Raw genomic sequence first — 20,706 nt, forward strand, 5'->3', positions numbered from 1 at the left:
CATATCTCGCGCGGCGCTCCGCCCGAGACAGGAGTTCGACGATGCGCGAGATCCCCCTCGACCTGGTCCATCGCTACCAGGAGGAGGGTTGGTGGACCCCCGAGACGATCGGTGACCTCTTGGCAGGCGGACTGGCCGCCGCGCCCGGCACCGCGTTTCGCATCCACTCCGCGGTGCGGCCGTGGTCGGGGACGTTCGGCGATGTCGAACAGATCGCCCGCAGGCTGGCCGCCGGGTTGCGCCGCCGCAGCGTAGGTCCCGGCGACGTGGTCGCTTTCCAGCTGCCGAACTGGATGGAAGCGGCGGCGGTGTTCTGGGCGTCGGCCTTCCTCGGCACGACGGTGGTGCCGATCGTCCACTTCTACGGGCGCAAGGAAGTCGGCTACATCCTGGCGACGGTCCGGCCGAAGGTCTTCGTGACCACCGATCGGTTCGGCAACACCGAGTTCGCCCCAGGCCTGCGCGACGCGGTCCCGATCGTCGGCGTGGTGGGCGAGGATTTCGAGGAGCTGCTCGACCCGGCGCCGATGCCGGGGACCCTTCCGGCCGACCCCGCTGGGCCCGCGCTGATCGCGTTCACCTCCGGCACCACCCGCGCCCCGAAAGGCGTGGTGCACAGCCATCGGACGCTGGGCCACGAGACCAGGCAACTCGCCGGAATGTACCCCGCCGACCGTGGCGACCAGCTCACCGGCGCGCCGGTCGGCCACTTCATCGGCATGGTGAACGCCTTCCTCATCCCGGTGCTCGACCGGATGCCGATCAATCTGATCGACGTCTGGGATCCGGGCAGAGTGCTCGAGTTGATGCGCACCCAACACCTCACGGTGGGCGGCGGCGTGCCCTACTACGTCACCAGCCTGCTCGAGCATCCGGACTACACGCCCGAGCATCTGCCCCAGCTGCGCTACGCGGGGCTGGGCGGCGCGGCGGTGCCCGCCGCGATCACCACCCGTCTGGCGCGGACCGGTATCACCGTGTACCGCTCCTACGGCAGCACCGAACACCCCTCGATCACCGGATCGCACCCGACCGCCCCCGAGGCAAAACGGCTGTTCACCGACGGCGCCCCGCTGGCGGGCGCGGAGGTGCGACTGGCCGAGGACGGCGAAATCCTCAGCCGGGGACCGGATCTGTGCCTCGGCTACACCGATCCGGAGCTCACCGCGGCGGCCTTCGACGACGACGGCTGGTACCACACCGGTGACATCGGCGTGCTGGACGCGGACGGTTACCTGACGATCACCGACCGCAAGTCCGACATGATCATCCGCGGCGGCGAGAACATCAGCGCGCTCGAGGTCGAAGAGGTGCTGCTGACCCTGCCCGGCGTGACCGAGGCGGTGGCGGTAGCCGTGCCCGACGCCCGGCTCGGCGAGCGCACCGCCGCGGTGCTGCGCCTACAGCCCGGGCGGGCCGCGCCGCACCTGGACGAATTGCGTGCGCACTTCGGCGGCGCCGGGCTGGCCAAGCAGAAGTGGCCCGAGGAAGTGCACGTCGTCGACGACTTCCCCCGTACCGCGAGCGGAAAGATCCAGAAGTTCGTGGTCCGCGCGAACCTGGCGGCCGCGCGGATCGAGGGCGTTGCGGTACAACCCTGAAGAGAATAACATTCTCATTAAATGAAAAGGAGGATTCCATGACTGAAGTCGAGCTGCCCTACCAGCTCTTCGACGCCGACAACCACCTGTACGAGACCAAAGACGCCCTCACCAGGTACCTGCCCAAGGAGTACGAGGGCACCATCCAGTACGTCGAGATCAAGGGCCGCACCAAGATCGCGGTGCTCGGCCAGATCAGCGAGTACATCCCCAATCCCACCTTCGACGTCGTGGCCCGGCCCGGCGCCATGGAGGAGTACTTCAAGCACGGCAACCCCGAAGGCAAGAGCAGGCGCGAGATCTTCGGTGAGCCGATGCGCGCGATCGAGGCCTTCCGCGATCCGGTGGAGCGCCTGAAGGTCATGGACAACCTGCAGTTGCAGCGCGCGCTGATGTTCCCGACCCTGGCCAGCCTGGTCGAGGAGCGGATGCGCCACCATCCGGACCTGATCCACGCGGTGATCCACTCGCTGAACCAGTGGATGCTCGAAACCTGGGGCCAGGACGGCAATTACGTGCACTCCGGCCGCATCTTCACCGTCCCCGTGGTCAGCCTGCCGATCGTCGAGAAGGCGATCGCGGAACTGGACTGGGTCGTCGAGCACGGCGCCAAGGCGATCCTGGTGCGCCCGGCCCCGGTGCCCGGCCTGCGCGGCATGCGGTCGTTCGCGCTGCCCGAGTTCGACCCGTTCTGGAAGCGGGTCGTCGAGCACGACGTGCTGGTGACCATGCACTCCTCGGACAGCGGCTATTCGCGCTTCGACGCCGAGTGGGACGGCAACAGCCTGGAGATGCTGCCGTTCAAGACCAACACCTTCGCGATGACCAACCAGTGGCGGCCGGTCACCGACGCCGTCGCGTCCTGGGTCTGCCACGGCGCGCTGAACCGCTTCCCGGAACTGAAGGTCGCCGTCATCGAGAACGGCTCCTCGTGGCTGGAGCCGCTGCTGCAACAGCTGTCGGACGTCTACAAGAAGGCGCCGGAGGGCTTCGGCTTCCAGGATCCGGTGGAGACCCTCAAGCGCAGCCTCTATGTCAGCCCGTTCTGGGAGGAGGACCTGCAAAGGCTGTCGAACACGATCGGCGCCGATCACGTGCTCTTCGGCTCCGACTGGCCGCACCCGGAGGGCCTGGCCGAGCCGGCGCGCTACATCAACGAGATCAAGGACATGCCGCTGGAGGATCAGGCGAAGATCATGGGCGGCAACCTGGCGCGGCTGCTGAAGGTATGACCTGGCAGACACTCCCCGAGCTGGTCCTCGACGCGGCGGACCGCTTCGGCGACGCCGAAGCGGTCGTCGACGGGGACCTGCGGTGGAGCTTCACCGAACTCGCCGAGCGGGTGCGTCGAGCCGCGGGCGCCTTCGCCGCGGCGGGGATCGAGAAAGGCGACCGCGCGGCGATCTGGGCGCCGAACTCGGCGGAATGGATCGTCGCCGCGTTCGGCCTGCTCACCGCCGGCGGCGTCGTGGTGCCGGTGAGCACGCGTCTCAAGGCCGCGGAGGCGGGCGACATCATCCGCCGCAGCGGCGCCAAGGCGGTGCTGGTCCAGCAGGGGTTCCTCGGCGTCGACTACACCGGCGCCACCGATGTGCCCGTGATCGATGTGAAGTCGGATTTCCTGGAGGGGGGCGCGCCGTTCGAGCGGAACGTCGCCGGCACCGACATCGCCGACGTCGTCTACACCTCCGGCACCACCGGGCGTCCCAAGGGGGTGATGATGAATCACGCCCAGACGTTGCGCCTGTACGCGGAGTGGTGCGATCTCGCCGATCTGCGGGAAGGCGACCGTTATCTCATCGTCAACCCGTTCTTCCACACCTTCGGATACAAAGCGGGTCTGGTCGCTTCGCTCATCCGCGGCGCGACGATCCTTCCGGTGCCGGTGTTCGACGTCGATCGGGTGCTGGAATTGGTGGCCCGGGAGCGGATCACGATGCTGCCCGGGCCGCCGACCCTCTACCATTCCCTGCTGGAGGCCACGGGCGAGCATGATCTGTCCTCGCTGCGCGCGGCCGTCACCGGGGCGGCCGACATTCCGGTCGAACTCATCCGCCGGATGCGCGAGGAACTCCCGTTCCAGTCGATCATGACCGGATACGGGCTGACCGAGGCGGGCACCGCGACCGCCTCCCGGCCCGGGGACACCTTCGAGCAGATCGCGACGACGGTCGGGAAGCCCTGCGACGGCGTGCGGATCCGCATCGCCGAAGACGGCGAGATCCTCGTCCGCGGCTACAGCGTGATGCAGGGCTACCTGGACGATCCGGAGGCGACGGCCGAGGCGATCGACGCCGAGGGCTGGTTGCACACCGGCGATCTGGGCAGCCTCGACACCGACGGCAGGTTGCGCATCGTCGGCCGCAAGAAGGACATGTTCATCGTCGGTGGGTTCAACGCCTATCCCGCCGAGATCGAGGGATTCCTGCTGGAACATCCCGCGGTCGCGCAGGCCGCCGTCGTCGGCGTGCCGGACGAACGGCTCGGGCAGGTCGGCCGGGCCTTCGTGGTGACGAGAAACCCCGTCACCGAGGACGAGTTGATCACCTGGAGCCGGGACCGGATGGCGGGCTACAAGGTTCCGCGCTCGGTGCGTTTCCTGCGCGCCCTGCCGCTCAACGCGACCGGCAAGGTGATGAAGGACCAACTGCGGTAGCAGCCGACCCGGCGGCCCGCGCGCCGGATATCGTGCAGGCGCCGACCGCAGAGAGGATCCCGCATGACCGAGTTCCATGATTTCGACGCCCTGCGCGCAGCGGTGGGCTCCGTGCTCGGGCCCGGCGAGTGGCTCGAGATCGACCAGCGGCGCATCGACCTGTTCGCCGAGGCCACCGGCGACCACCAGTGGATTCACGTCGATCCCGGCCGCGCGGCGGACGGCCCGTACGGGGCAACCATCGCCCACGGGTTTCTCACCCTCGCGCTGCTCGCGCCGATCAGCCAGCAGTTGATGTCGGTGCGCTCGGCACGGATGGCGATCAACTACGGGCTGAACAAGGTGCGCTTCATCAGCCCGGTCCGGGTCGGCAGCCGGGTGCGCGGCACCGTCACGCTCACCGCCGTCACCGATGTGCCCGGCGGGGTGCAGGCCGAACGCACCGTGACGATCACCGCCGAGGGCGCGGACAAGCCGGCCTGCGTCGCCGAGCACCTGGTCCGGTACCTGGCCTGAGCGGCCCATGCTGATTCGCAACGCCACGCTGGCCGGCAGCCCGCACACCGACGTGCGCTGGCGCGGTGGGCGCATCGTCGAGTGCGGCAGCCGATTGCGGCCGCTGCCCGGCGAGGACGATCTGGACGCCCGCGGCGGCTGGTTGCTGCCCGGACTGCACGATCATCACCTCCATCTGCGGGCGCTCGCCGCGCAGGCCGGGTCGGTGCCGGTCGGCCCGCCGCACGTCCGGGATGCCGCCGCGTTCGCCGCGGCGCTGAGCCGGGCGGACGCCGAACTACCGGCGGGACAGTGGATTCGCGGCGTCGGCTACCACGACGGTGTCGCGGGGCCGCTCGACCGGACGGTGCTCGACCGCCTCGTTCCGGATCGGCCGGTGCGGATCCAGCACCGATCCGGCGCGCTGTGGGTGCTGAACTCCCGCGGCTGCCGGGAGACCGGGGCGCACGGCTGCGCGCTGCCGGGGGTGGAGCGCGACCGGAGGGGCGAGGCGAACGGACGCCTGTGGCGACTGGATTCCTGGCTCGGCGCGCGGGTCCCGCCCACCTCCGCCGATCCCGCGCTGATCAGCGCCCAGGCCGCGGCCGCGGGCATCACCGGTTATACCGATGCCACTCCGGGACTGTCGCAGGAGGACGTCACCGCCTTGGCCGAAGCGGTGGCGGCCGGAGCGATCCGGCAGCGGGTGCACTGCATGGCACCGCCCGGCGTGACCGATCCCGGGCAGCGGCGATTCTCGCTGGGACCCACCAAGATCCTGCTCGACGACACCGCACTCCCCTCGCTGCCGGAGTTCGTAACGCGCATCCAGGAGGCACACACGGCAGGCAGGCCCGTCGCGGTGCACTGCGTGACCCGAGTACAGCTGATCTTGACCATCGCCGCCCTCGATGAGGCTGGGCTGCTCGCCGGTGACCGGATCGAGCACGGCGCCATGGTGCCCGCCGATCTCATGGAATGGTTGCGCCGCAATCGCGTTCCGGTGGTGACACAACCACATTTCCCGGTCGAGCGCGCCGAGCAGTACGCCCGCGAGGTGGCGGCCGAGGACCGGTGCGACCTGTGGCGGCTGGGCTCCCTGCTGACCGCAGGTGTCCCGGTGGCGGCCGGAACCGACGCGCCGTTCGGTGACGCCGACCCGTGGCGGGTGGTGCGCGCGGCCGTCGAACGCGAACCCGCCGAGCGGATCTCGCTGCCCGCCGCGCTCGCCTTGTTCTGCGGGCATCCCGCGCGGCCCACCCTGCCGCGCGCCGTCGCCGCCGGGGAGGTCGCGGATCTGACCCTGCTGCGCGTGCCGCCGCGGGAGATCGGTGTGCCGGACCGGGAACTCGTAGCGGCAACCGTTGTGGACGGCACAGCGGTGTATGTGGCGATCGGTTAGTGCGCTCCAGCGGTACGGGATCACCGTACCGATGCCCGAGTGCCCTCCGATTCAAATGAAAACATAATTCTCCTTCATGGAGAAGGCAATCTCAGCGCACGTAGCCATAGATGGTCGATGAAACACCGGGGATGACGTCCCCATCCTGTCGACCCGGCCCGACCCGAGGTGTATCGTCTACTAGAACTACGAGAGTGACATTCTCTTCTAAGAAGATTTATCGTCTCGAACTGCCGGAGCGCAGCCCGGCGCAGCGCGCGAACAGCGAGGAGTCACGTGAACATCGACGACATGATCCTGGTGAGCATCGACGACCATGTGGTCGAGCCGCTCGAGATGTTCGACAACCACGTTCCGAAGAAGTGGGCCGAGTTCGCCCCGAAGGTCGTCGTGGACGAGAACGGCATCGACCGGTGGGTGTACCGGGACCGGCCCACCGGCGTGGCCGGTCTCAACGCCGTCGTCACCTGGCCCGCCGAGGAGTGGGGCAAGGACCCGGCCGGATACGCCGAGATGCGGCCCGCGGTCTACGACGTGCACGACCGTGTGCGCGACATGGACGCCAACGGCGTGCTCGCCTCCATGTGTTTCCCCACGTTCACCGGCTTCAGCGCGGGCCACCTCAGCCGCGGCGGACAGGACGAGATCACCGTCGCGATGATCTCGGCGTACAACGACTGGCACATCGAGGACTGGGCGGGCGCCTACCCGGGCCGGTTCATCCCGATCGGCATCCTGCCCATGTGGGATCCGGCCCTGGCGGTGGCCGAGATCGAGCGGCTGGCGGCGAGGGGCTGCCACTCGGTGACCATGCCGGAGCTGCCGCACATCGACGGCCTGCCCAGCTACCACGATCTCGACTACTGGGCGCCGGTGTTCCAGGCGCTGTCGGACAACGAGACGGTGATGAATCTGCACATCGGCCAAGGCTTCGGTGTGCTGCGGCTGGCGCAGGACGCCCCCATCGACAACCTGATGGTGCTGGCGCCGAGCATCTCGCTGATCGCCGCCCAGGATCTGTTGTGGGGCCCCGCCTTCCGCAGCTATCCGAAACTGAAGGTCGCGCTGTCCGAAGGCGGCGTCGGCTGGATCCCGTTCTTCCTGGACCGCTCCGACCGGCACTACACCAACCAGCGCTGGCTGCGCCGCGACTTCGGCGGCAAGCTGCCCAGCGAGGTGTTCCGGGAGCACGTGCTCGCCTGCTACGTGACCGACAAGACCGCGCTGAAGTTCCGCCACGACATCGGCATCGACAACATCGCCTGGGAATGCGACTACCCGCACTCGGACTCGATCTGGCCGGACGCGCCCGAGTTCGTGCTGGGTGAACTGCGGGCCGCGGGCGCCGACGACACCGACATCCACAAGATCACCTGGCAGAACGCCACCCGCCACTTCGACTGGGATCCGTTCGCGCACATCCCGAGGGAGCGGGCAACCGTGGGGGCGTTGCGGGCGAACGCGACCGACGTCGACACCTCGACCAGGTCGCGCAAGGAATACGCCGCGGCCTATGCCCAGCGCGCGAGCTGAGGCGGCGGAGTGCGGCTGCTGGTCTTCTCCACTCCGCGGGACGGAATGGACGCCGAATACAACGAGTGGTACGCCGGGACGCACATCCCCGAGATGCTCGCCGTCCCCGGCGTCCTCTCCTGCACGCGCCACCGCTTGATTCGTGGCGACGCCGGCGCGGCCCGCTACCTCGCGGTGTACGACATCGATGGCGATGTCCACACCGTGCTGGCCGAACTCGGCGAGCGCGCCGCCGACGGACGCATGGCGCTCACCCCGGCGGCCGACCCCGCCCGGACCACAATCACCGTCTGGGAACAGATCTGAGCGGGGACAGCCCCGGTGCGCGACGGTCGAGACCGTCCGCACCGGGGCTGTCCGCTGCCAGGGCCGGGCCTCAGCGCGGCCCCTCCAGGATCGTCACCGCCGACACCGCGGTGGGCCCGCCGAGGTTGTGCGCCAGACCGATTCGCGCGCCGTCCACCTGGTTGACGGCGGTGCCGCGCAATTGCTCGAACAGCTCCACGCACTGCGCGACGCCCGTCGCGCCGGGCGGGTGCCCCTTCGTCTTCAGTCCGCCACTGGGATTGACCGGCAGGACGCCGCCGACCGTCGTCGCTGCGGCCTCCACCAGCTTGTGCGCCTCGAACCGCTCGGCGAAACCGAGGTCCTCGTAGCTGATCAGCTCGATGCCGGTGAAGAAATCGTGCACCTCGGCCACGTCGATGTCGGCCGGGGCGAGCCCGGCCATCGCGAACGCGGCACGCGCCGCCCGCACCGTCGCGGGGAAGGTGGTCATGTCCCGCTTGTGCTGGTGCATCACCGAGTCGAGGCCGAGGCCGACGCCGCGAATCCACACCGGGCTGTCGGTGTAGCGGTCCACGACGTCCTCGGCGGCGAGCACCAGAGCCGCGGCGCCGTCGCTCTGCGGCACGCAGTCGTATACGCCGAATGGATCGGCCACGATCGGCGCGGTCAGCGCCTGCTCCAGCGTGATCTCGAACCGAAGGCGCGCCTTGGGGTTGCGCGCGCCGTGCCGATGGTTCTTCACCGCGACCATCGCCAAGTGCTCCCGGGTCGCGGAGGACTCGTACAGGTACCGGTTGACGTGCAACGCGAAACCCGCCGGCGCGAACAGGCCGAGCTGGTAGTCCCAGGCGTTGTCCCTGGTCATGTTCTCCCACTCGCGCAGCAGGTCCTTCTGCGCCGTCTCGCGCAGCTTGTCGGCGCCGATCACGAGCGCGACGTCGACTGCGCCGGAGGAGATGGCGAACAGCGCGTTGCGGACCGCGTCGTGACCGGTGGCGCAGGAGTTGTCGATGTGCGTCACGGGCAGGTCCGGCAGGTCCAGCGCGTCGGCCAGCACACCGGCGGGGAAGCCGCCGGTGGTGCCTATGGCGCCGAACCAGGCGGCCTGTAGATCCGTTGTGCGCAGGCCCTTGTCGACCGAGGCTGCGCAGTCGGCGAACGCCATGAGCAGCAGGTCTTGGATACCGAGCGCGAAATGTTCGGCGAAGGGCGTCATCCCCGCGCCGACGATGGCCACTTTCCTCATACCGCCTCCGGTTCCGGTTCGAACGCGTATCCGTAATCCGGCACGCCGGAGCGTACCGCCACCCGGCGTAGGACCATGCGCCCGCGATCACCGATGGACACCGTGCCCGGGTCGGCTCCGGTGACCTTGGCCAGCGCCCGGACGCCGACGTCGTCGAGTTCCACGATCACCAGCGAGTACGGGCTCTTCAGCCCGGGCACCGGGATCCGCACCGTCGTCTCGGCGTAGACGCTGCCGGTCCGCGGCAGCGGCACCAGGGTGTAGCCGGTACCGAGACTGCCGTCCCGGCCCACCCGGTAGCGGGGCGGGAAGTCCAGCTCCGCGCTGTCACCGTGCCTGCCCGCCTCCCAGCGGACCTTGGCCTCGAACGCGCGCTCGTAGGCGGCCAGCGACATCGGCAGGTCCGCGCCGGGCAGGGCGACGACCTCCGGAAGCGTCCGCGCGGGCGGTTCGTTGCGCCGCACTCGGGCAGCGCCCGGCACCACCATGACCCCGCTCAGGTTGGCCTGCTCCACGCCGACCAGCAAGCCTGCTGCGCCCCAGTCGGCCATCGCGGCGAGCGCGAACAGCCCGGCGCTTGCGCCCAGCGTCGGCAATCGCGGCGGTGCGGCCAGGCACAGTGCCGCCGCCTGCTTGTGATCGACGCCCGCCACCGCCACCGGCGTGTCCAGCCACGCCGCCGAAAGCGAGGCGACCAGACCCCTTTCGTGCAGCAGCCGGGGATCGCCGTAGTCGTGCACCGCGCCGAGGGCGTTGCGGGTACGCACCGGCAGGCTGCGCGTGACGCGCGCCGCGGTGCGCACCTGAAGGCCTTCGCGGTCGGACACCCAGGCCGCCACCGCGCCCGCCGGTTCCAGGTCGACGCCGATGATCAGGGTGCGCGGGCGCGCCGAACTCATGGCGTCCAGCGCCGCTGGGGCGCCGCCGAGCCGCTCGATGACCTCCAGTTCGGGATCCAATCCCAGACCGGCCAGCAGCACGGCGGCGTTGCTGCTCTCCACCAGCGGCAGATCCCGGCTGACCAGCACGACGCGTTCCACCGGCTCGCCGGACGCGACGGCGGATCGCCCGGCCTCCACCGCCAGGGTGACGGCGTCCTCGTCGTCGCCCGCGATCCGGCTGCGCTGGCTACCCCAGCAGGGCAGATACGTGCCCAGCGATGCGATGTACGGCATCGGTCCCTCTTTCCCGCGCCTAGGCCACCGCGCCGGCGGCCTTGAGCGCGATGATGCGATCCCAATCCAGGCCGAGTTCGAGCAGGATCTCCTCGGTCTGGGCGGCGAATTCGGGGCCGGGCCGCAGTTCCGGCGCGCCGACGTCGAACTGCACCGGACTGGACACCAGTTCCAACTCCCCTGCCGGAAGCAGATATTCGTTCGCCCTGATCTGCGCGTCCTGCGTCACCTGCCACGAGTCCTGCACCGGAGCCCATGGCCCTGCCAGGGTGGCGAAGCGCTCGCTCCATTCGGCCAGCGTGCGTTGCCCGATCACCTCGCGCAGGATCTGCACCGCCTCGGCGGTGTGCGCCGCGATCTGCGCCGCGTCGGCGAAGCGCGGGTCGTCGGCCAGTTCCGGGCGGTCGATATGCCTGCAGACGTCCGCCCAGAACTTGGCCGGTTGCAGCATGACGAACGACAGATAGCGATCGTCGGCGGTGGCGTAGAGCCCCGACAGCGGATTGGTCGGCGCGCCGTGGGCGCCGGGCACCGGCGCCACCAGCGGTTTGTCCTGGCTGGCCGATAACGCGACGGTGTGCCCCATCGCCCACAGTCCGCTGCCGAGCAGCGAGACGTCGACCACCGAAGGTTGCCCGGTCCGTTCGCGTTTCAGCAGGGCGGCGGCGATACCGCCGGCGAGATTGGTACCGGAGATGGTGTCGCCGAACGCCGGGCCGGGCGGTTGGATCATGCCCTCCGAGCCCGGCGGGGTGATGGTGGCCGCGATACCGCCCCGGCACCAGAACGCGGTCATGTCGTAGCCGCCGCGGCCGGATTCGACGCCGCGCGGGCCCAGCGCGCTGCCCCTTGCGTAGACGATATCCGGGTTCACCGCGCGGATGTCCGCCACGTCGATGCCGAACTTGGTGCGCGCCTGCGGCAGGAAGCTGGTCAGGAACACGTCCGCCCGCCGGGCCAGGTCGTAGATCACCTCCCGGCCCTCGGCCACCGACATGTCCACCCCGATGCTGCGCTTGCCCCGGTTGGCATGCTCCACATTGGGATTGGGGTCGCCCTCGATCTTGAACGTCCCCACCTGCCGCAGTCCGCGCTGCGGGTCACCGGTGACGGCGTGCTCGACCTTCACCACGTCGGCCCCCCAGTCGGCGAGCACCGCGCCCGCCGACGGGACGAAACCGTACATCGCGACCTCGAGCACGCGGATGCCTTCCAGCGGCTTGCTCACCGCGTCACCTCGCTCGGGCTCGCTCACGCGACCACCTCCGCGAGGGTCTTGCGCTCCAGGAACTCCTCCAGGCCGACGCGACCCATCTCCCGGCCGATGCCGGACTGCTTGTATCCGCCGAAGGGCGCGTCGGGATGGAAGTAGTTGCCGCCGTTGATGCTCAGCGTGCCGGTGCGGACGCGCCGCGCCACCGCCTTCGCCCGTTCGGCGTCGGCGCTGAACACCGCGCCGGACAGGCCGTAGATGGAATTGTTCGCGATCCGGATCGCGTCCTGGTCGTCGGTGTAGGGGATGAGGGTCAGCACCGGGCCGAACACCTCCTCCTGCGCGATCTCGCTGTCCGGGTCGACGTTCGCCAGCAGGGTGGGCTTGTAGAAGTAGCCCGGATTCAGTTTCTCGCCGCCGGTCACGAGCGTGGCGCCGCCCTCGACCGCCCGCTGCACCATGCCGTGCACCTTGTCCCGCTGGCGTTCGCTGATCAACGGGCCCATATAGGTTTTGGGATCACCGGGGTCGCCCCAGGTGACGTGGGCGAAATTGCCCGCGATCAGCTCGGCGACCTTGTCGTGGTCCTGGCGCGGCACCAGCACGCGCGTGGTCAGCGCGCAGCCCTGCCCCGCATGGGTGACCACGCTGAACGCCGCGAACAGCGCGGCTTTGGTGTAGTCGGCGTCGTCGAGCAGGATCATCGCCGATTTGCCGCCCAGCTCCAGGAACACCTTTTTCAGGGTGCCGCTGGCGGCGGCCATGATCTGGCGCCCCACCGGCGTGGACCCGGTGAAGGTGACGACGTCGACGTCCGGGTGGGTGGTCATCCGCTTGCCGACCTCGATACCGGAGGAGGCCAGGACGTTCACCACACCGGGCGGGATGTCGGTGTGCCGGGCGATGATCTCGCCCAGCGCCAAGGTGGCCAGCGGAGTATCGGGCGCGCCCTTGAGCACCACGGTGCATCCGGCGGCGAGGGAGGGCGCGAGCTTGGCCAGCGCCAGCTGATGCGGGTAGTTGTAGGCGGCGATAGCGGCCACCACGCCCGCGGCTTCCAGCTCGACCCAGCGCCGGTGCTGCTGACCGCGGATCTCGACCACGCCGAGATCCTCGCTCCAGGCGTAGTCCGCCAAGAGTCCGGCGTAGTAGCGCACGATCTCGAACGGGACCTCGAGCTGGTTGCCGTGGGTCAGCGTGCGCGTCGCCCCGACTTCGGCGATGGTCAGTTCCCGCAGCTCCTCCACGTTGTCGCGCAACGCCTGGTACAGCTGGTTCAGACAGTGCGCCCGGAACTCGTGGTTCGTCGCCCAGTCGGTGGTATCGAAGGCCCGCCGCGCCGCCGCGACGGCCGCGTCCACCTCGGCCACACCGGCTTCCGGCGCGTAGCCGTACACCGCGCCGGTCGCGGGATCGAGCGACGCGAGCGTGCGCCCGGTCTCGACCAGCTGCCCGTCGATCAGCAGCCGCCGCGCCACCGCTCTCGCCTGTTCCTGCGTTGACATCCTGTCTCCTCGCCGGGTGTGGAAATTCGATTCTCGATATTGGAGAATTTAACACTCGTGGTAGCGGAACGCAGCAACAATCACCAAGCTGCGCAAGCTCGGAAATCCCACCTCCGACCCGAGGAGGACGCGAGAGCACCAGCTGCGGCGCGACTCTTGCGTCCGAGAACTCAACGAGAGTACGGTTCTCGCAATCGGAAGGGAGATTCTTGTGGTGGACACGACAACACGGATCCCGGTCTCGACGCGGTCGCGCGCACGCCGGTCGCCGATCGGCGCGATCACCGGAGAGGGGTCGCGCGCGTGAAGACGGCCGTGGTCACCGGAGGGGCGTCCGGCATCGGGCTGGGCATCGCACAGCGGCTGCGCAGCACCGGATTCCACGTCGCGTCCCTCGACCTCAATCCGCCCGCCGACGACGACTTCGCCTACCGGGCCGACGTCACCGAACCGGAGCAGATCGCCGACGCGCTGACCGCCATCCGGGCGAAGCTGGGCCCGGTCACCGTGCTGGTGAACGCCGCGGGCATCGACGGCTTCAAGCGCTTCCAGAACATCTCGTTCGCCGAATGGCAGCGGGTGATCGACGTCAATCTCAACGGCGTCTTCCACTGCGTCCAAGCGGTGCTGCCGGACATGCTGGCGGCCGGGTGGGGGCGCATCGTCAATATCTCCTCCTCGAGCACGCATTCGGGCCAGCCGTTCATGACGCACTACGTCTCGGCCAAGTCGGCGGTCAACGGCCTGACCAAAGCGCTGGCGCTGGAGCTGGGCCCGTCCGGCATCACCGTGAACGCGGTGCCGCCGGGGTTCATCGACACCCCGATGCTGCGCAAGAACGAGGAGGCGCGCCGGCTCGGCGGCTCCGTCGAGGACCACATCCAGCGGACCCCGGTCCGCCGGGTCGGCACACCCGAGGACATCGCCGCCGCCTGCGCGTTCCTCATCTCCGAGGAGGCCGGTTACATCACCGGCCAGATCATCGGCGTCAACGGCGGACGCAATACCTGAGACCCGTTGCGCAGCAGGCGCATCGGGTCGGCACGACAAGCAAGAACGAAAGGATTGCCGTGGGACGCGTAGAGGGCAAGGTCGCCTTCGTCACCGGAGCCGCTCGTGGCCAAGGCCGCAGCCATGCGGTACGGCTGGCGCAGGAAGGTGCCGACATCATCGCGGTGGATATCTGCCGCGACATCGACACGATCGGGTACGCGCTGTCGCGCCAGGAGGATCTGGACGAGACCGCGCGGCTGGTCGAGAAGACCGGCCGCCGCATCGTCGCCGAACCGGCCGACGTGCGCGAGGCCGGCCAGCTGCGCGCCGTGCTGGAACGGGGGATCGCCGAGTTCGGCCGGCTGGACATCGTCATCGCCCAGGCGGGCATCGCGGGCATGAAGGGCACGCCGCAGTGGCAGGCCTGGTCCGACGTGATCGACACCAACCTGGTCGGCGTCATCAATACCATCCAGGTCGCGCTGCCCCATCTGGGCGCGGGCGGGTCGATCATCGCCACCGGCTCGGTGGCCGCGCTGATGGACGTGTCCAAAGTGGACCAGCCGGGCAAGGATCCCGGCGGGATCGCCTACGTGGTCGCCAAACGCGGCCTCGCGCAGTATGTTCACGCGCTCGCGTTGCACATCGCGCCGCAGAACATCCGCGCCAACGTCATCCACCCCACCAACTGCAACACCCCGATGCTGCAGAGCGAACCGATGTACCGGTCCTTCCGCCCCGACCTGGAGCATCCCACCCGCGCGGACGCCGAGCCCGCGTTCCATGTGCAGCAGGCCATGCCGACCCCGTATGTCGAGCCGGAGGACATCAGCGACGCGGTGCTGTTCCTGGCCTCCGACGAGGCGCGCTACATCACCGGCACGCAGTTGCGCGTCGACGCGGGCGGCTACCTGAAGTGGTACGACTACCACGTCTGAGAGGAAGACACACCGTGAAGGTCCGAGTCGATCAGCAGCGCTGCCAAGGGCACACGCTGTGCGCGATGATCGCCCCGCAATCGTTCGAACTCAGTGAGATCGACGGCCACTCCTCCCCGATCGGCGAATCGGTTCCCGCGGACCAGCTCGATCAGGTCCGCGAGGCGGTGCATTCCTGCCCCGAACGCGCGATCTCGATCGCCGAGTAGGAGCCGCGCCATGACCGTGGAGAACGTCACCGATACCGAACGCAAGCAACCCCGGTTCCATTTCGATCGCTACGCTCCCGAATACCGGGAGAACTTCCAGGCGATCACCGAGGCGATGCAGAGCGAGTGCCCGCTCGCTTGGACCGACACCTACGACGGTCACTGGGTGGCCGCGGGCAACAGGGAGGTGTTCGAACTCGCGCGCTGCCCGCACATTTCCAACGATCACGACCCGCAGGGCGTTCGCAAGGGCTACCGGGGAATCTCCATTCCGCCCGCGCCGCGCGCACGCGGCATCCGCGGCGGCATCCTGGAGATGGACGAGCCCGAGCACCGGGAACTGCGTTCGGCGCTCAACCCGTACCTCTCCCCCGCCGCGGTGCAACGCTGGGTGCCGTTCGTGGACGAGGTGGTGCGCGCGGCCATCGACGAGAAGATCGAAGGCGGCCGCATCGATTTCGTCGACGACCTGGCGAATGTCGTTCCCGCCGTGCTGACCCTCGGCATGCTGGGTGTTCCCCTGCGGAAGTGGACCATCTACAACGAACCAGTGCACGCCGCGGTCTACACGCCGCCGGACTCGCCGGACTATCCACGCGTCGCGGAGATGCACCGCACGATGGGGCTGGACCTGCTCACCAATCTCGCCGAGATCCGGGAGAATCCCCGGCCCGGGCTGATCCACGCGGTCGCCTCGGCGGAGGTCAACGGGGGTCCGCTGCCGGACATGGAGATCCTGGGCATGCTCAGCCTGCTCATCGGCGGCGGTTTCGACACCACCACCGCGCTCACCGCGCACGCTCTGGAATGGTTGTCGCAGAATCCGGGTGAACGCGAAACCCTCAGCCGGGAAAGGGATCTGCTGCTCGACTCGGCCACCGAGGAGTTCCTGCGCTACTACACCCCGGCTCCGGGCGACGCGCGCACCGTCGCGGAGGACTGCGAGGTGGCGGGAGCCTCCTTCCGAGAAGGTGATCGCCTCTGGTTGTCGTGGGCCATGGCCAACCGCGACCCGGCGGTGTTCGAGAATCCGGAGCAGCTGATCCTGGACCGGAAAGGCAACCGGCACTATAGCTTCGGTCTCGGCATCCACCGCTGCATCGGTTCCAATGTCGCCCGCACGGTGTTCAAGCGGATGCTGGTGGCCGTGCTGGACCGGATGCCGGACTTCCGGTGCATCCCGGAGCAGACCGTGCACTACGACACGATCGCGGTGATCCAGGGCATGCGCCACCTGCCCACCGAGTTCACCCCGGGACCACGGCTCGGTCCCGGGCTCGAGGAGACCCTGGCGAAGCTGCAACGCGTCTGCGACGAGCAGCGGCTCGCCGAGCCGGTGACCGTCCGCAGAGGCGCGGCACAGATCTGACCGCAACCGGACCGACCCCGCCGCGTGTGGCCGACCGGACACACGCGGCTACCGGCTGCGACGACTACGAGGAGGCGCTGTGGCAGACACGGAGCAGACCCCCGCGACGGCCGAGCCGTCGGGACGGCCACTGCCGCTGCTCGGCCTGGACACCAAGTTCTTCTGGACCTCGGGCGCCGACGGCACGCTGCGCATCCAGGAGTGCCGATCCTGCGCGGCGTTGATCCACCCGCCGCAGCCGGTGTGCCGCTATTGCCGCGGGCACGATCTCGGCGTGCGGGAAGTCTCCGGTGCGGCCACCCTGGCGAGCTTCACGGTGAACCACCGCTTCGCCGTGCCCGGCTTGCGGCCCCCGTACGTGGTGGCGCAGGTGGCGCTGGTGGAGGATCCGCGCGTCCGGTTGACCACCAACATCGTCGACGCCGATCCGGACGAGCTGACCCTCGGCATGCGGATGGAGGTGGTCTTCCAGCAGGACGCCGACGTGTGGCTGCCGCTGTTCCGGCCCGCCGCCGAGCAATCCGAGCCCGCGCCGCTGCCGGTGGACGAGATCGAGCCGGAGCGTTTCGCCGAACACGTGCGGCCGATGCTGCGGCAGGAGAAGTTCGAGGAGAAGGTCGCGCTCACCGGGATCGGGATGTCCCGGATCGGGCGCAGGCTCATGGTGCCGCCGCTGGCGCTGACGATCGAGGCGTGCGAACGCGCGGTCGCCGACGCGGGCCTGACGCTCGACGACATCGACGGCCTGGCGTCCTATCCGGGCGGCGGGAATCTCGGCGGCTTCGGCGAGGGCGGGGTCACCGCCCTGGAAGCCGCGCTCGGCCTGCGCCCGAGCTGGCACAACGGCGGTGTCGAGACCTTCGGGCCGGGCGGGTCGGTGATCGCGGCGATGACGGCGGTGGCCGCCGGGCTGGCCCGGCACGTGCTGTGCTTCCGCACCGTGTGGGAGTCGACCTTCAACGAGCTGACCAAGGCGGGCCGGATCCCGCCGTCCGGCGGCCGCACCACGAGCTGGCTGACGCCGTTCGGCGCGATCTCCGCCGCGCACACGCTGGCCCAGAACGCCCAGCGTCACTTCCACCGCTACGGCACCACCCGCGAGACGCTGGGCTGGATCGCGCTCAACCAGCGCGCCAACGCCGAACTCGAGCCGACGGCGGTCTACCGCGACCCGATGACCATGGACGACTACCTCTCCGCACGGCCGATCACCTCCCCGTTCGGGCTCTACGACTGCGACGTGCCCTGCGACGGCGCGGTCGCGGTGATCGTCTCGGCGCTCGACGCCGCACGCGATCTGCCCGGTCCGCCGGTGCTGGTGGAGGCGGTCGGCACCCAGATCGTCGAGCGCGTCGAGTGGGACCAGAGCACGCTCACCCACGAGCCCCAGGTGCTCGGCCCGGCCGCGCACCTGTGGACGCGCACCACGCTGCGTCCCGAGGACGTGGACGTCGCGGAACTCTACGACGGGTTCAGCTTCAACTGCCTGTCCTGGATCGAGGCGCTCGGTTTCTGCGGGATCGGCGAGGCCAAGGACTTCCTCGACGGGGGCAAGAACATCGCCCGCGACGGCATGATCCCGGTCAACACGCACGGCGGCCAGCTCTCCCACGGCCGCACGCACGGCATGGGCCTGCTGCACGAGGCGGTCGTGCAGCTGCGCGGCGCGGGCGGGCAGCGGCAGGTGGCGGGCGCCCGGGTCGCGGTCGTCTCCAGCGGCGGACTGACGCCCGGCGGCGCCATGCTGCTGCGCTCCGAGCCCTGATCGCGAGGGGCACGCCATGACACTCACCGAATCCCACCTCGGCCGCCTCGACGACACCGCGCCGCTGCCCGTGGTCGCCGACGTCGACGGCATCCCGGTGTCGGGGTTGCTGGCCGAGGCGCCCGCGCCACGCGCGGTAGTGGTCGCCCTGCACGGTGGCGCCACCACCTCGGCGTACTTCGACTGCCCCGGGCATCCGGAGCTTTCACTCCTGCGGCTCGGCCTGCGGCTGGGTTACACCGTGCTGGCGCTGGACCGGCCCGGATACGGCGCCTCTGGTCCGTTCGCCGACGAACTCCTCCCGCCGCAGCGCCGCGTCGATCTGATGTACGGGGCCGTCGAAGCGCAGCTCGCCGGCCGTCCACGGGGTGCGGGCGTCTTCCTGCTCGCGCACTCGGCGGGATGCGAACTGGCCCTGCGCATGGCCGGTGACGAACGCGGCCGCGAGCTGCTCGGCCTCGAGTTGGCGGGCACCGGCCGCACACACCATCCGGAAGCCCAGAAAGTGCTGTGGAGCCCGCGGCCGGAAGGCACCCGGCCCCCAGGACTCGGCGCGCTGCTGTGGCGGCCGCGGCGGTTGTATCCCCCCGACCTGAGCGGCGCCTCGATCGCCGTCCCCGGCCCGCGGCTGGAGGCCACCATCGTCACCGACTGGGCCGATCGGGACTTCCCGCGCTTGGCCGGGCAGGTGCGAGTCCCCGTGCGATTCACCGCGGGCGATCACGAAACGGTGTGGCGCAACGACATCGAGGAACTCACCGCCATCGCGGCGCTGTTCGGCGCGGCGCCGCGGGTGGTGCTCAATCAGCAACCCAACACCGGGCACAACACCAGCCTGGGCTACACGGCGGCGGCATACCACCTCAAGGCGCTCGCCTTCGCCGAAGAGTGCGTCGTCGCGGCCCGCACCGGCGAATTCACCGGTCCCGCAATTCAATTGGACGGCCGCGCGCACGCGCGACCAGAAAGGTGAGGCCATGGAGGTCACCGATGTCGCGCTGCTGCTGTTGCGGCTGGTGGTGGGAGTCACCATGATCGCGCACGGCGTCAATCACTGGATCGGCGGCGGCCGGATCGCCGGAACGGCGCGGTGGTTCAGCGGGCTGGGGCTGCGCAACGGCGTCCTACAGGCCTGGCTGAGTGTGGTCACCGAGATCGGCGCGGGCGCACTGCTCGTGCTCGGGCTGCTCACGCCGTTCGCCGCCGCGGCGATCATCTCGGTCATGCTCGTCGCCGGACTGCTGGCGCATCGCGCCAACGGATTCTTCGTCTTCGAGGAAGGCTACGAGTACGTCTTGGTGCTGGCCGTGGTCGCGCTGACGCTGGGCCTGCTCGGGCCCGGATGGCTGTCGCTGGACCACGCGACGGGCGTCGAGATCACCGGCTGGGCCGGTGGCGCCGTCGCACTCGGTGTGGCGGTGCTGGCGACGGCGGGACTGCTGACCGCCTTCTACCGGCCCGCTCCCGCGCCGGAGATCGGCACCGAGGAGGTGCGCTGATGCGTGTGGGGTTCATCGGACTGGGTAGTCAAGGCGCGCCGATGGCGCGCCGCATCATCGAAGGCGGCTACCCGACCACCTTGTGGGCGCGCCGCCCCGCCTCGCTGGAGCCGTTCGCGGGCACGGCGGCCGCGACGGCCGAATCCCCCGCCGCCCTGGCCGCGCGCAGCGATCTGGTCTGTCTGTGCGTGGTCGGCGACGCCGACGTGCGCGAGGTGGTCACCGGGCACGACGGCATCCTGGCAGGCCTCACGCCGGGGTCGATCATCGCCGTACACTCCACCGTGCACCCGGACACCTGCCGGGAGCTGGCCGATCTCGCTGCGCCGCAGCGGGTCACGGTGATCGACGCGCCGGTCAGCGGCGGAGGGCCCGCCGCGGCCGAGGGCAGGCTGCTGGTCATGGCAGGCGGCGCCACCGAGGCCGTCGAGCGCAGCCGCCCGGTGTTCGAGACCTATGCGAACCCGATCGTCCACCTGGGCGAGCTGGGCTCAGGCCAGGCCACCAAGCTGCTGAACAACCTGTTGTTCACCGCCAATCTCGCCACCGCCGCCAGCACGCTCGCGCTCGGCAGGGAACTCGGCATCAGCCCGGAGAAGCTGGGCGAAGTGATCACGCACGGCACCGCGAACAGTTTCGCGCTGGGCCGCATCGTCTCGGCGGGTGGCACGTTGGATCGGCTGGCCGCACATGCCGGCGATCTACTCCGCAAGGACGTCGGCTTGGTCGCCGGTCTGGCCGACGCGGCGGGAGTGGCTCCGGGGATCGTGCTCGGCGCCGCCGACGCGACCCTCGCGCTGATGGACCGGCAGCGCTGAC

The 20,706-nt window shown here is 69.7% G+C and carries 19 protein-coding genes; 15 read left to right on the plus strand and 4 right to left on the minus strand.

Annotated elements, in window-relative coordinates:
* Positions 1 to 41 precede the first annotated feature (41 nt).
* The 7 genes from ABZ803_RS01650 (at position 42) to ABZ803_RS01680 (ending at position 7,993) form a co-directional block, all read left to right on the plus strand.
* On the plus strand, positions 42 to 1,601 hold the full coding sequence (locus tag ABZ803_RS01650) for an AMP-binding protein (protein ID WP_357031331.1): 1,560 nt from the start codon (positions 42 to 44) through the stop codon (positions 1,599 to 1,601).
* Between the two features lie 38 nt (positions 1,602 to 1,639).
* Entirely contained in the window at positions 1,640 to 2,833 is a 1,194-nt protein-coding gene (locus ABZ803_RS01655; RefSeq protein WP_357031334.1) for an amidohydrolase family protein, read from the plus strand.
* Positions 2,830 to 4,257, plus strand: a complete 1,428-nt coding sequence (locus ABZ803_RS01660) for a FadD3 family acyl-CoA ligase (RefSeq protein WP_357031336.1) — start codon at positions 2,830 to 2,832, stop codon at positions 4,255 to 4,257. Before ABZ803_RS01655 ends, ABZ803_RS01660 begins: the two co-directional genes overlap by 4 nt.
* Positions 4,258 to 4,320: 63 nt before the next feature.
* Positions 4,321 to 4,773, plus strand: a complete 453-nt coding sequence (locus tag ABZ803_RS01665) for a MaoC family dehydratase (RefSeq protein WP_357031339.1) — start codon at positions 4,321 to 4,323, stop codon at positions 4,771 to 4,773.
* Positions 4,774 to 4,780: 7 nt separating this feature from the next.
* Entirely contained in the window at positions 4,781 to 6,154 is a 1,374-nt protein-coding gene (locus ABZ803_RS01670) for an amidohydrolase family protein (protein ID WP_357031342.1), read from the plus strand.
* A 276-nt stretch (positions 6,155 to 6,430) separates the two neighbouring features.
* Positions 6,431 to 7,687, plus strand: coding sequence for an amidohydrolase family protein (locus ABZ803_RS01675; RefSeq protein ID WP_062967618.1), 1,257 nt, complete (start codon positions 6,431 to 6,433; stop codon positions 7,685 to 7,687).
* A 9-nt stretch (positions 7,688 to 7,696) separates the two neighbouring features.
* The gene (locus tag ABZ803_RS01680; protein WP_357031346.1) at positions 7,697 to 7,993 is read left to right on the plus strand and encodes a hypothetical protein; all 297 of its coding nucleotides are present in this window, start codon (positions 7,697 to 7,699) and stop codon (positions 7,991 to 7,993) included.
* Between the two features lie 70 nt (positions 7,994 to 8,063).
* On the opposite strand, the gene ABZ803_RS01685 is transcribed toward ABZ803_RS01680, so the two are convergent.
* Genes ABZ803_RS01685 through ABZ803_RS01700 form a run of 4 tightly spaced genes read right to left on the minus strand, consistent with a single transcriptional unit; the run spans position 8,064 to position 13,114 of the window.
* Positions 8,064 to 9,221: a beta-ketoacyl synthase N-terminal-like domain-containing protein gene (locus ABZ803_RS01685; protein WP_357031349.1), complete on the minus strand. Its 1,158-nt coding sequence runs from the start codon at positions 9,219 to 9,221 to the stop codon at positions 8,064 to 8,066.
* Positions 9,218 to 10,396 (minus strand): OB-fold domain-containing protein, encoded by a 1,179-nt coding sequence (locus ABZ803_RS01690; protein WP_357031352.1) that lies wholly within the window; start codon positions 10,394 to 10,396, stop codon positions 9,218 to 9,220. The genes ABZ803_RS01685 and ABZ803_RS01690 overlap by 4 nt, the downstream gene beginning before the upstream one ends.
* Positions 10,397 to 10,415: 19 nt before the next feature.
* Entirely contained in the window at positions 10,416 to 11,624 is a 1,209-nt protein-coding gene (locus ABZ803_RS01695) for a CoA transferase (protein WP_357032619.1), read from the minus strand.
* 23 nt (positions 11,625 to 11,647) lie between these two features.
* Positions 11,648 to 13,114: an aldehyde dehydrogenase family protein gene (locus ABZ803_RS01700; RefSeq protein WP_357031355.1), complete on the minus strand. Its 1,467-nt coding sequence runs from the start codon at positions 13,112 to 13,114 to the stop codon at positions 11,648 to 11,650.
* A gap of 303 nt (positions 13,115 to 13,417) precedes the next feature.
* On the opposite strand from ABZ803_RS01700, the gene fabG reads away from it, so the two are divergent.
* The 8 genes from fabG to ABZ803_RS01740 all read left to right on the plus strand — a co-directional run bounded on the left by fabG (position 13,418) and on the right by ABZ803_RS01740 (position 20,705).
* A complete protein-coding gene (gene fabG / locus ABZ803_RS01705) occupies positions 13,418 to 14,125 on the plus strand; it encodes a 3-oxoacyl-ACP reductase FabG (protein ID WP_357031357.1) in 708 nt (235 codons plus the stop codon).
* A gap of 59 nt (positions 14,126 to 14,184) precedes the next feature.
* Positions 14,185 to 15,045 carry a mycofactocin-coupled SDR family oxidoreductase gene (locus tag ABZ803_RS01710; RefSeq protein WP_357031360.1) on the plus strand — a complete coding sequence of 287 codons (861 nt, stop codon included), beginning with the start codon at positions 14,185 to 14,187 and terminating at the stop codon, positions 15,043 to 15,045.
* Between the two features lie 14 nt (positions 15,046 to 15,059).
* On the plus strand, positions 15,060 to 15,254 hold the full coding sequence (locus ABZ803_RS01715) for a ferredoxin (RefSeq protein ID WP_040871752.1): 195 nt from the start codon (positions 15,060 to 15,062) through the stop codon (positions 15,252 to 15,254).
* A gap of 10 nt (positions 15,255 to 15,264) precedes the next feature.
* Entirely contained in the window at positions 15,265 to 16,623 is a 1,359-nt protein-coding gene (locus ABZ803_RS01720) for a cytochrome P450 (RefSeq protein ID WP_357031363.1), read from the plus strand.
* Between the two features lie 79 nt (positions 16,624 to 16,702).
* Positions 16,703 to 18,388 (plus strand): OB-fold domain-containing protein, encoded by a 1,686-nt coding sequence (locus ABZ803_RS01725; protein WP_357031366.1) that lies wholly within the window; start codon positions 16,703 to 16,705, stop codon positions 18,386 to 18,388.
* A 16-nt stretch (positions 18,389 to 18,404) separates the two neighbouring features.
* Positions 18,405 to 19,361 (plus strand): alpha/beta fold hydrolase, encoded by a 957-nt coding sequence (locus ABZ803_RS01730; protein ID WP_357031369.1) that lies wholly within the window; start codon positions 18,405 to 18,407, stop codon positions 19,359 to 19,361.
* Between the two features lie 4 nt (positions 19,362 to 19,365).
* Positions 19,366 to 19,887, plus strand: coding sequence for a DoxX family protein (locus tag ABZ803_RS01735; protein WP_357031371.1), 522 nt, complete (start codon positions 19,366 to 19,368; stop codon positions 19,885 to 19,887).
* The gene (locus ABZ803_RS01740; RefSeq protein WP_357031374.1) at positions 19,887 to 20,705 is read left to right on the plus strand and encodes an NAD(P)-dependent oxidoreductase; all 819 of its coding nucleotides are present in this window, start codon (positions 19,887 to 19,889) and stop codon (positions 20,703 to 20,705) included. Before ABZ803_RS01735 ends, ABZ803_RS01740 begins: the two co-directional genes overlap by 1 nt.
* The last annotated feature ends 1 nt before the right edge of the window (position 20,706 follow it).

Source organism: Nocardia sp. NPDC047648 (assembly GCF_040642815.1).
Classification (GTDB): Bacteria; Actinomycetota; Actinomycetes; order Mycobacteriales; family Mycobacteriaceae; genus Nocardia; species Nocardia gamkensis.

What these genes read in the sequence shown, in the direction of transcription:
- ABZ803_RS01650 (WP_357031331.1), top strand. Translation starts at nt 42, where the DNA reads ATGCGCGAGATCCCCCTCGACCTGGTCCATCGCTACCAGGAGGAGGGT.
- ABZ803_RS01655 (WP_357031334.1), top strand. Translation starts at nt 1,640, where the DNA reads ATGACTGAAGTCGAGCTGCCCTACCAGCTCTTCGACGCCGACAACCAC.
- ABZ803_RS01660 (WP_357031336.1), top strand. Translation starts at nt 2,830, where the DNA reads ATGACCTGGCAGACACTCCCCGAGCTGGTCCTCGACGCGGCGGACCGC.
- ABZ803_RS01665 (WP_357031339.1), top strand. Translation starts at nt 4,321, where the DNA reads ATGACCGAGTTCCATGATTTCGACGCCCTGCGCGCAGCGGTGGGCTCC.
- ABZ803_RS01670 (WP_357031342.1), top strand. Translation starts at nt 4,781, where the DNA reads ATGCTGATTCGCAACGCCACGCTGGCCGGCAGCCCGCACACCGACGTG.
- ABZ803_RS01685 (WP_357031349.1), bottom strand. Translation starts at nt 9,221, where the DNA reads ATGAGGAAAGTGGCCATCGTCGGCGCGGGGATGACGCCCTTCGCCGAA.
- ABZ803_RS01690 (WP_357031352.1), bottom strand. Translation starts at nt 10,396, where the DNA reads ATGCCGTACATCGCATCGCTGGGCACGTATCTGCCCTGCTGGGGTAGC.
- ABZ803_RS01700 (WP_357031355.1), bottom strand. Translation starts at nt 13,114, where the DNA reads ATGTCAACGCAGGAACAGGCGAGAGCGGTGGCGCGGCGGCTGCTGATC.
- ABZ803_RS01720 (WP_357031363.1), top strand. Translation starts at nt 15,265, where the DNA reads ATGACCGTGGAGAACGTCACCGATACCGAACGCAAGCAACCCCGGTTC.
- ABZ803_RS01730 (WP_357031369.1), top strand. Translation starts at nt 18,405, where the DNA reads ATGACACTCACCGAATCCCACCTCGGCCGCCTCGACGACACCGCGCCG.
- ABZ803_RS01735 (WP_357031371.1), top strand. Translation starts at nt 19,366, where the DNA reads ATGGAGGTCACCGATGTCGCGCTGCTGCTGTTGCGGCTGGTGGTGGGA.
- ABZ803_RS01740 (WP_357031374.1), top strand. Translation starts at nt 19,887, where the DNA reads ATGCGTGTGGGGTTCATCGGACTGGGTAGTCAAGGCGCGCCGATGGCG.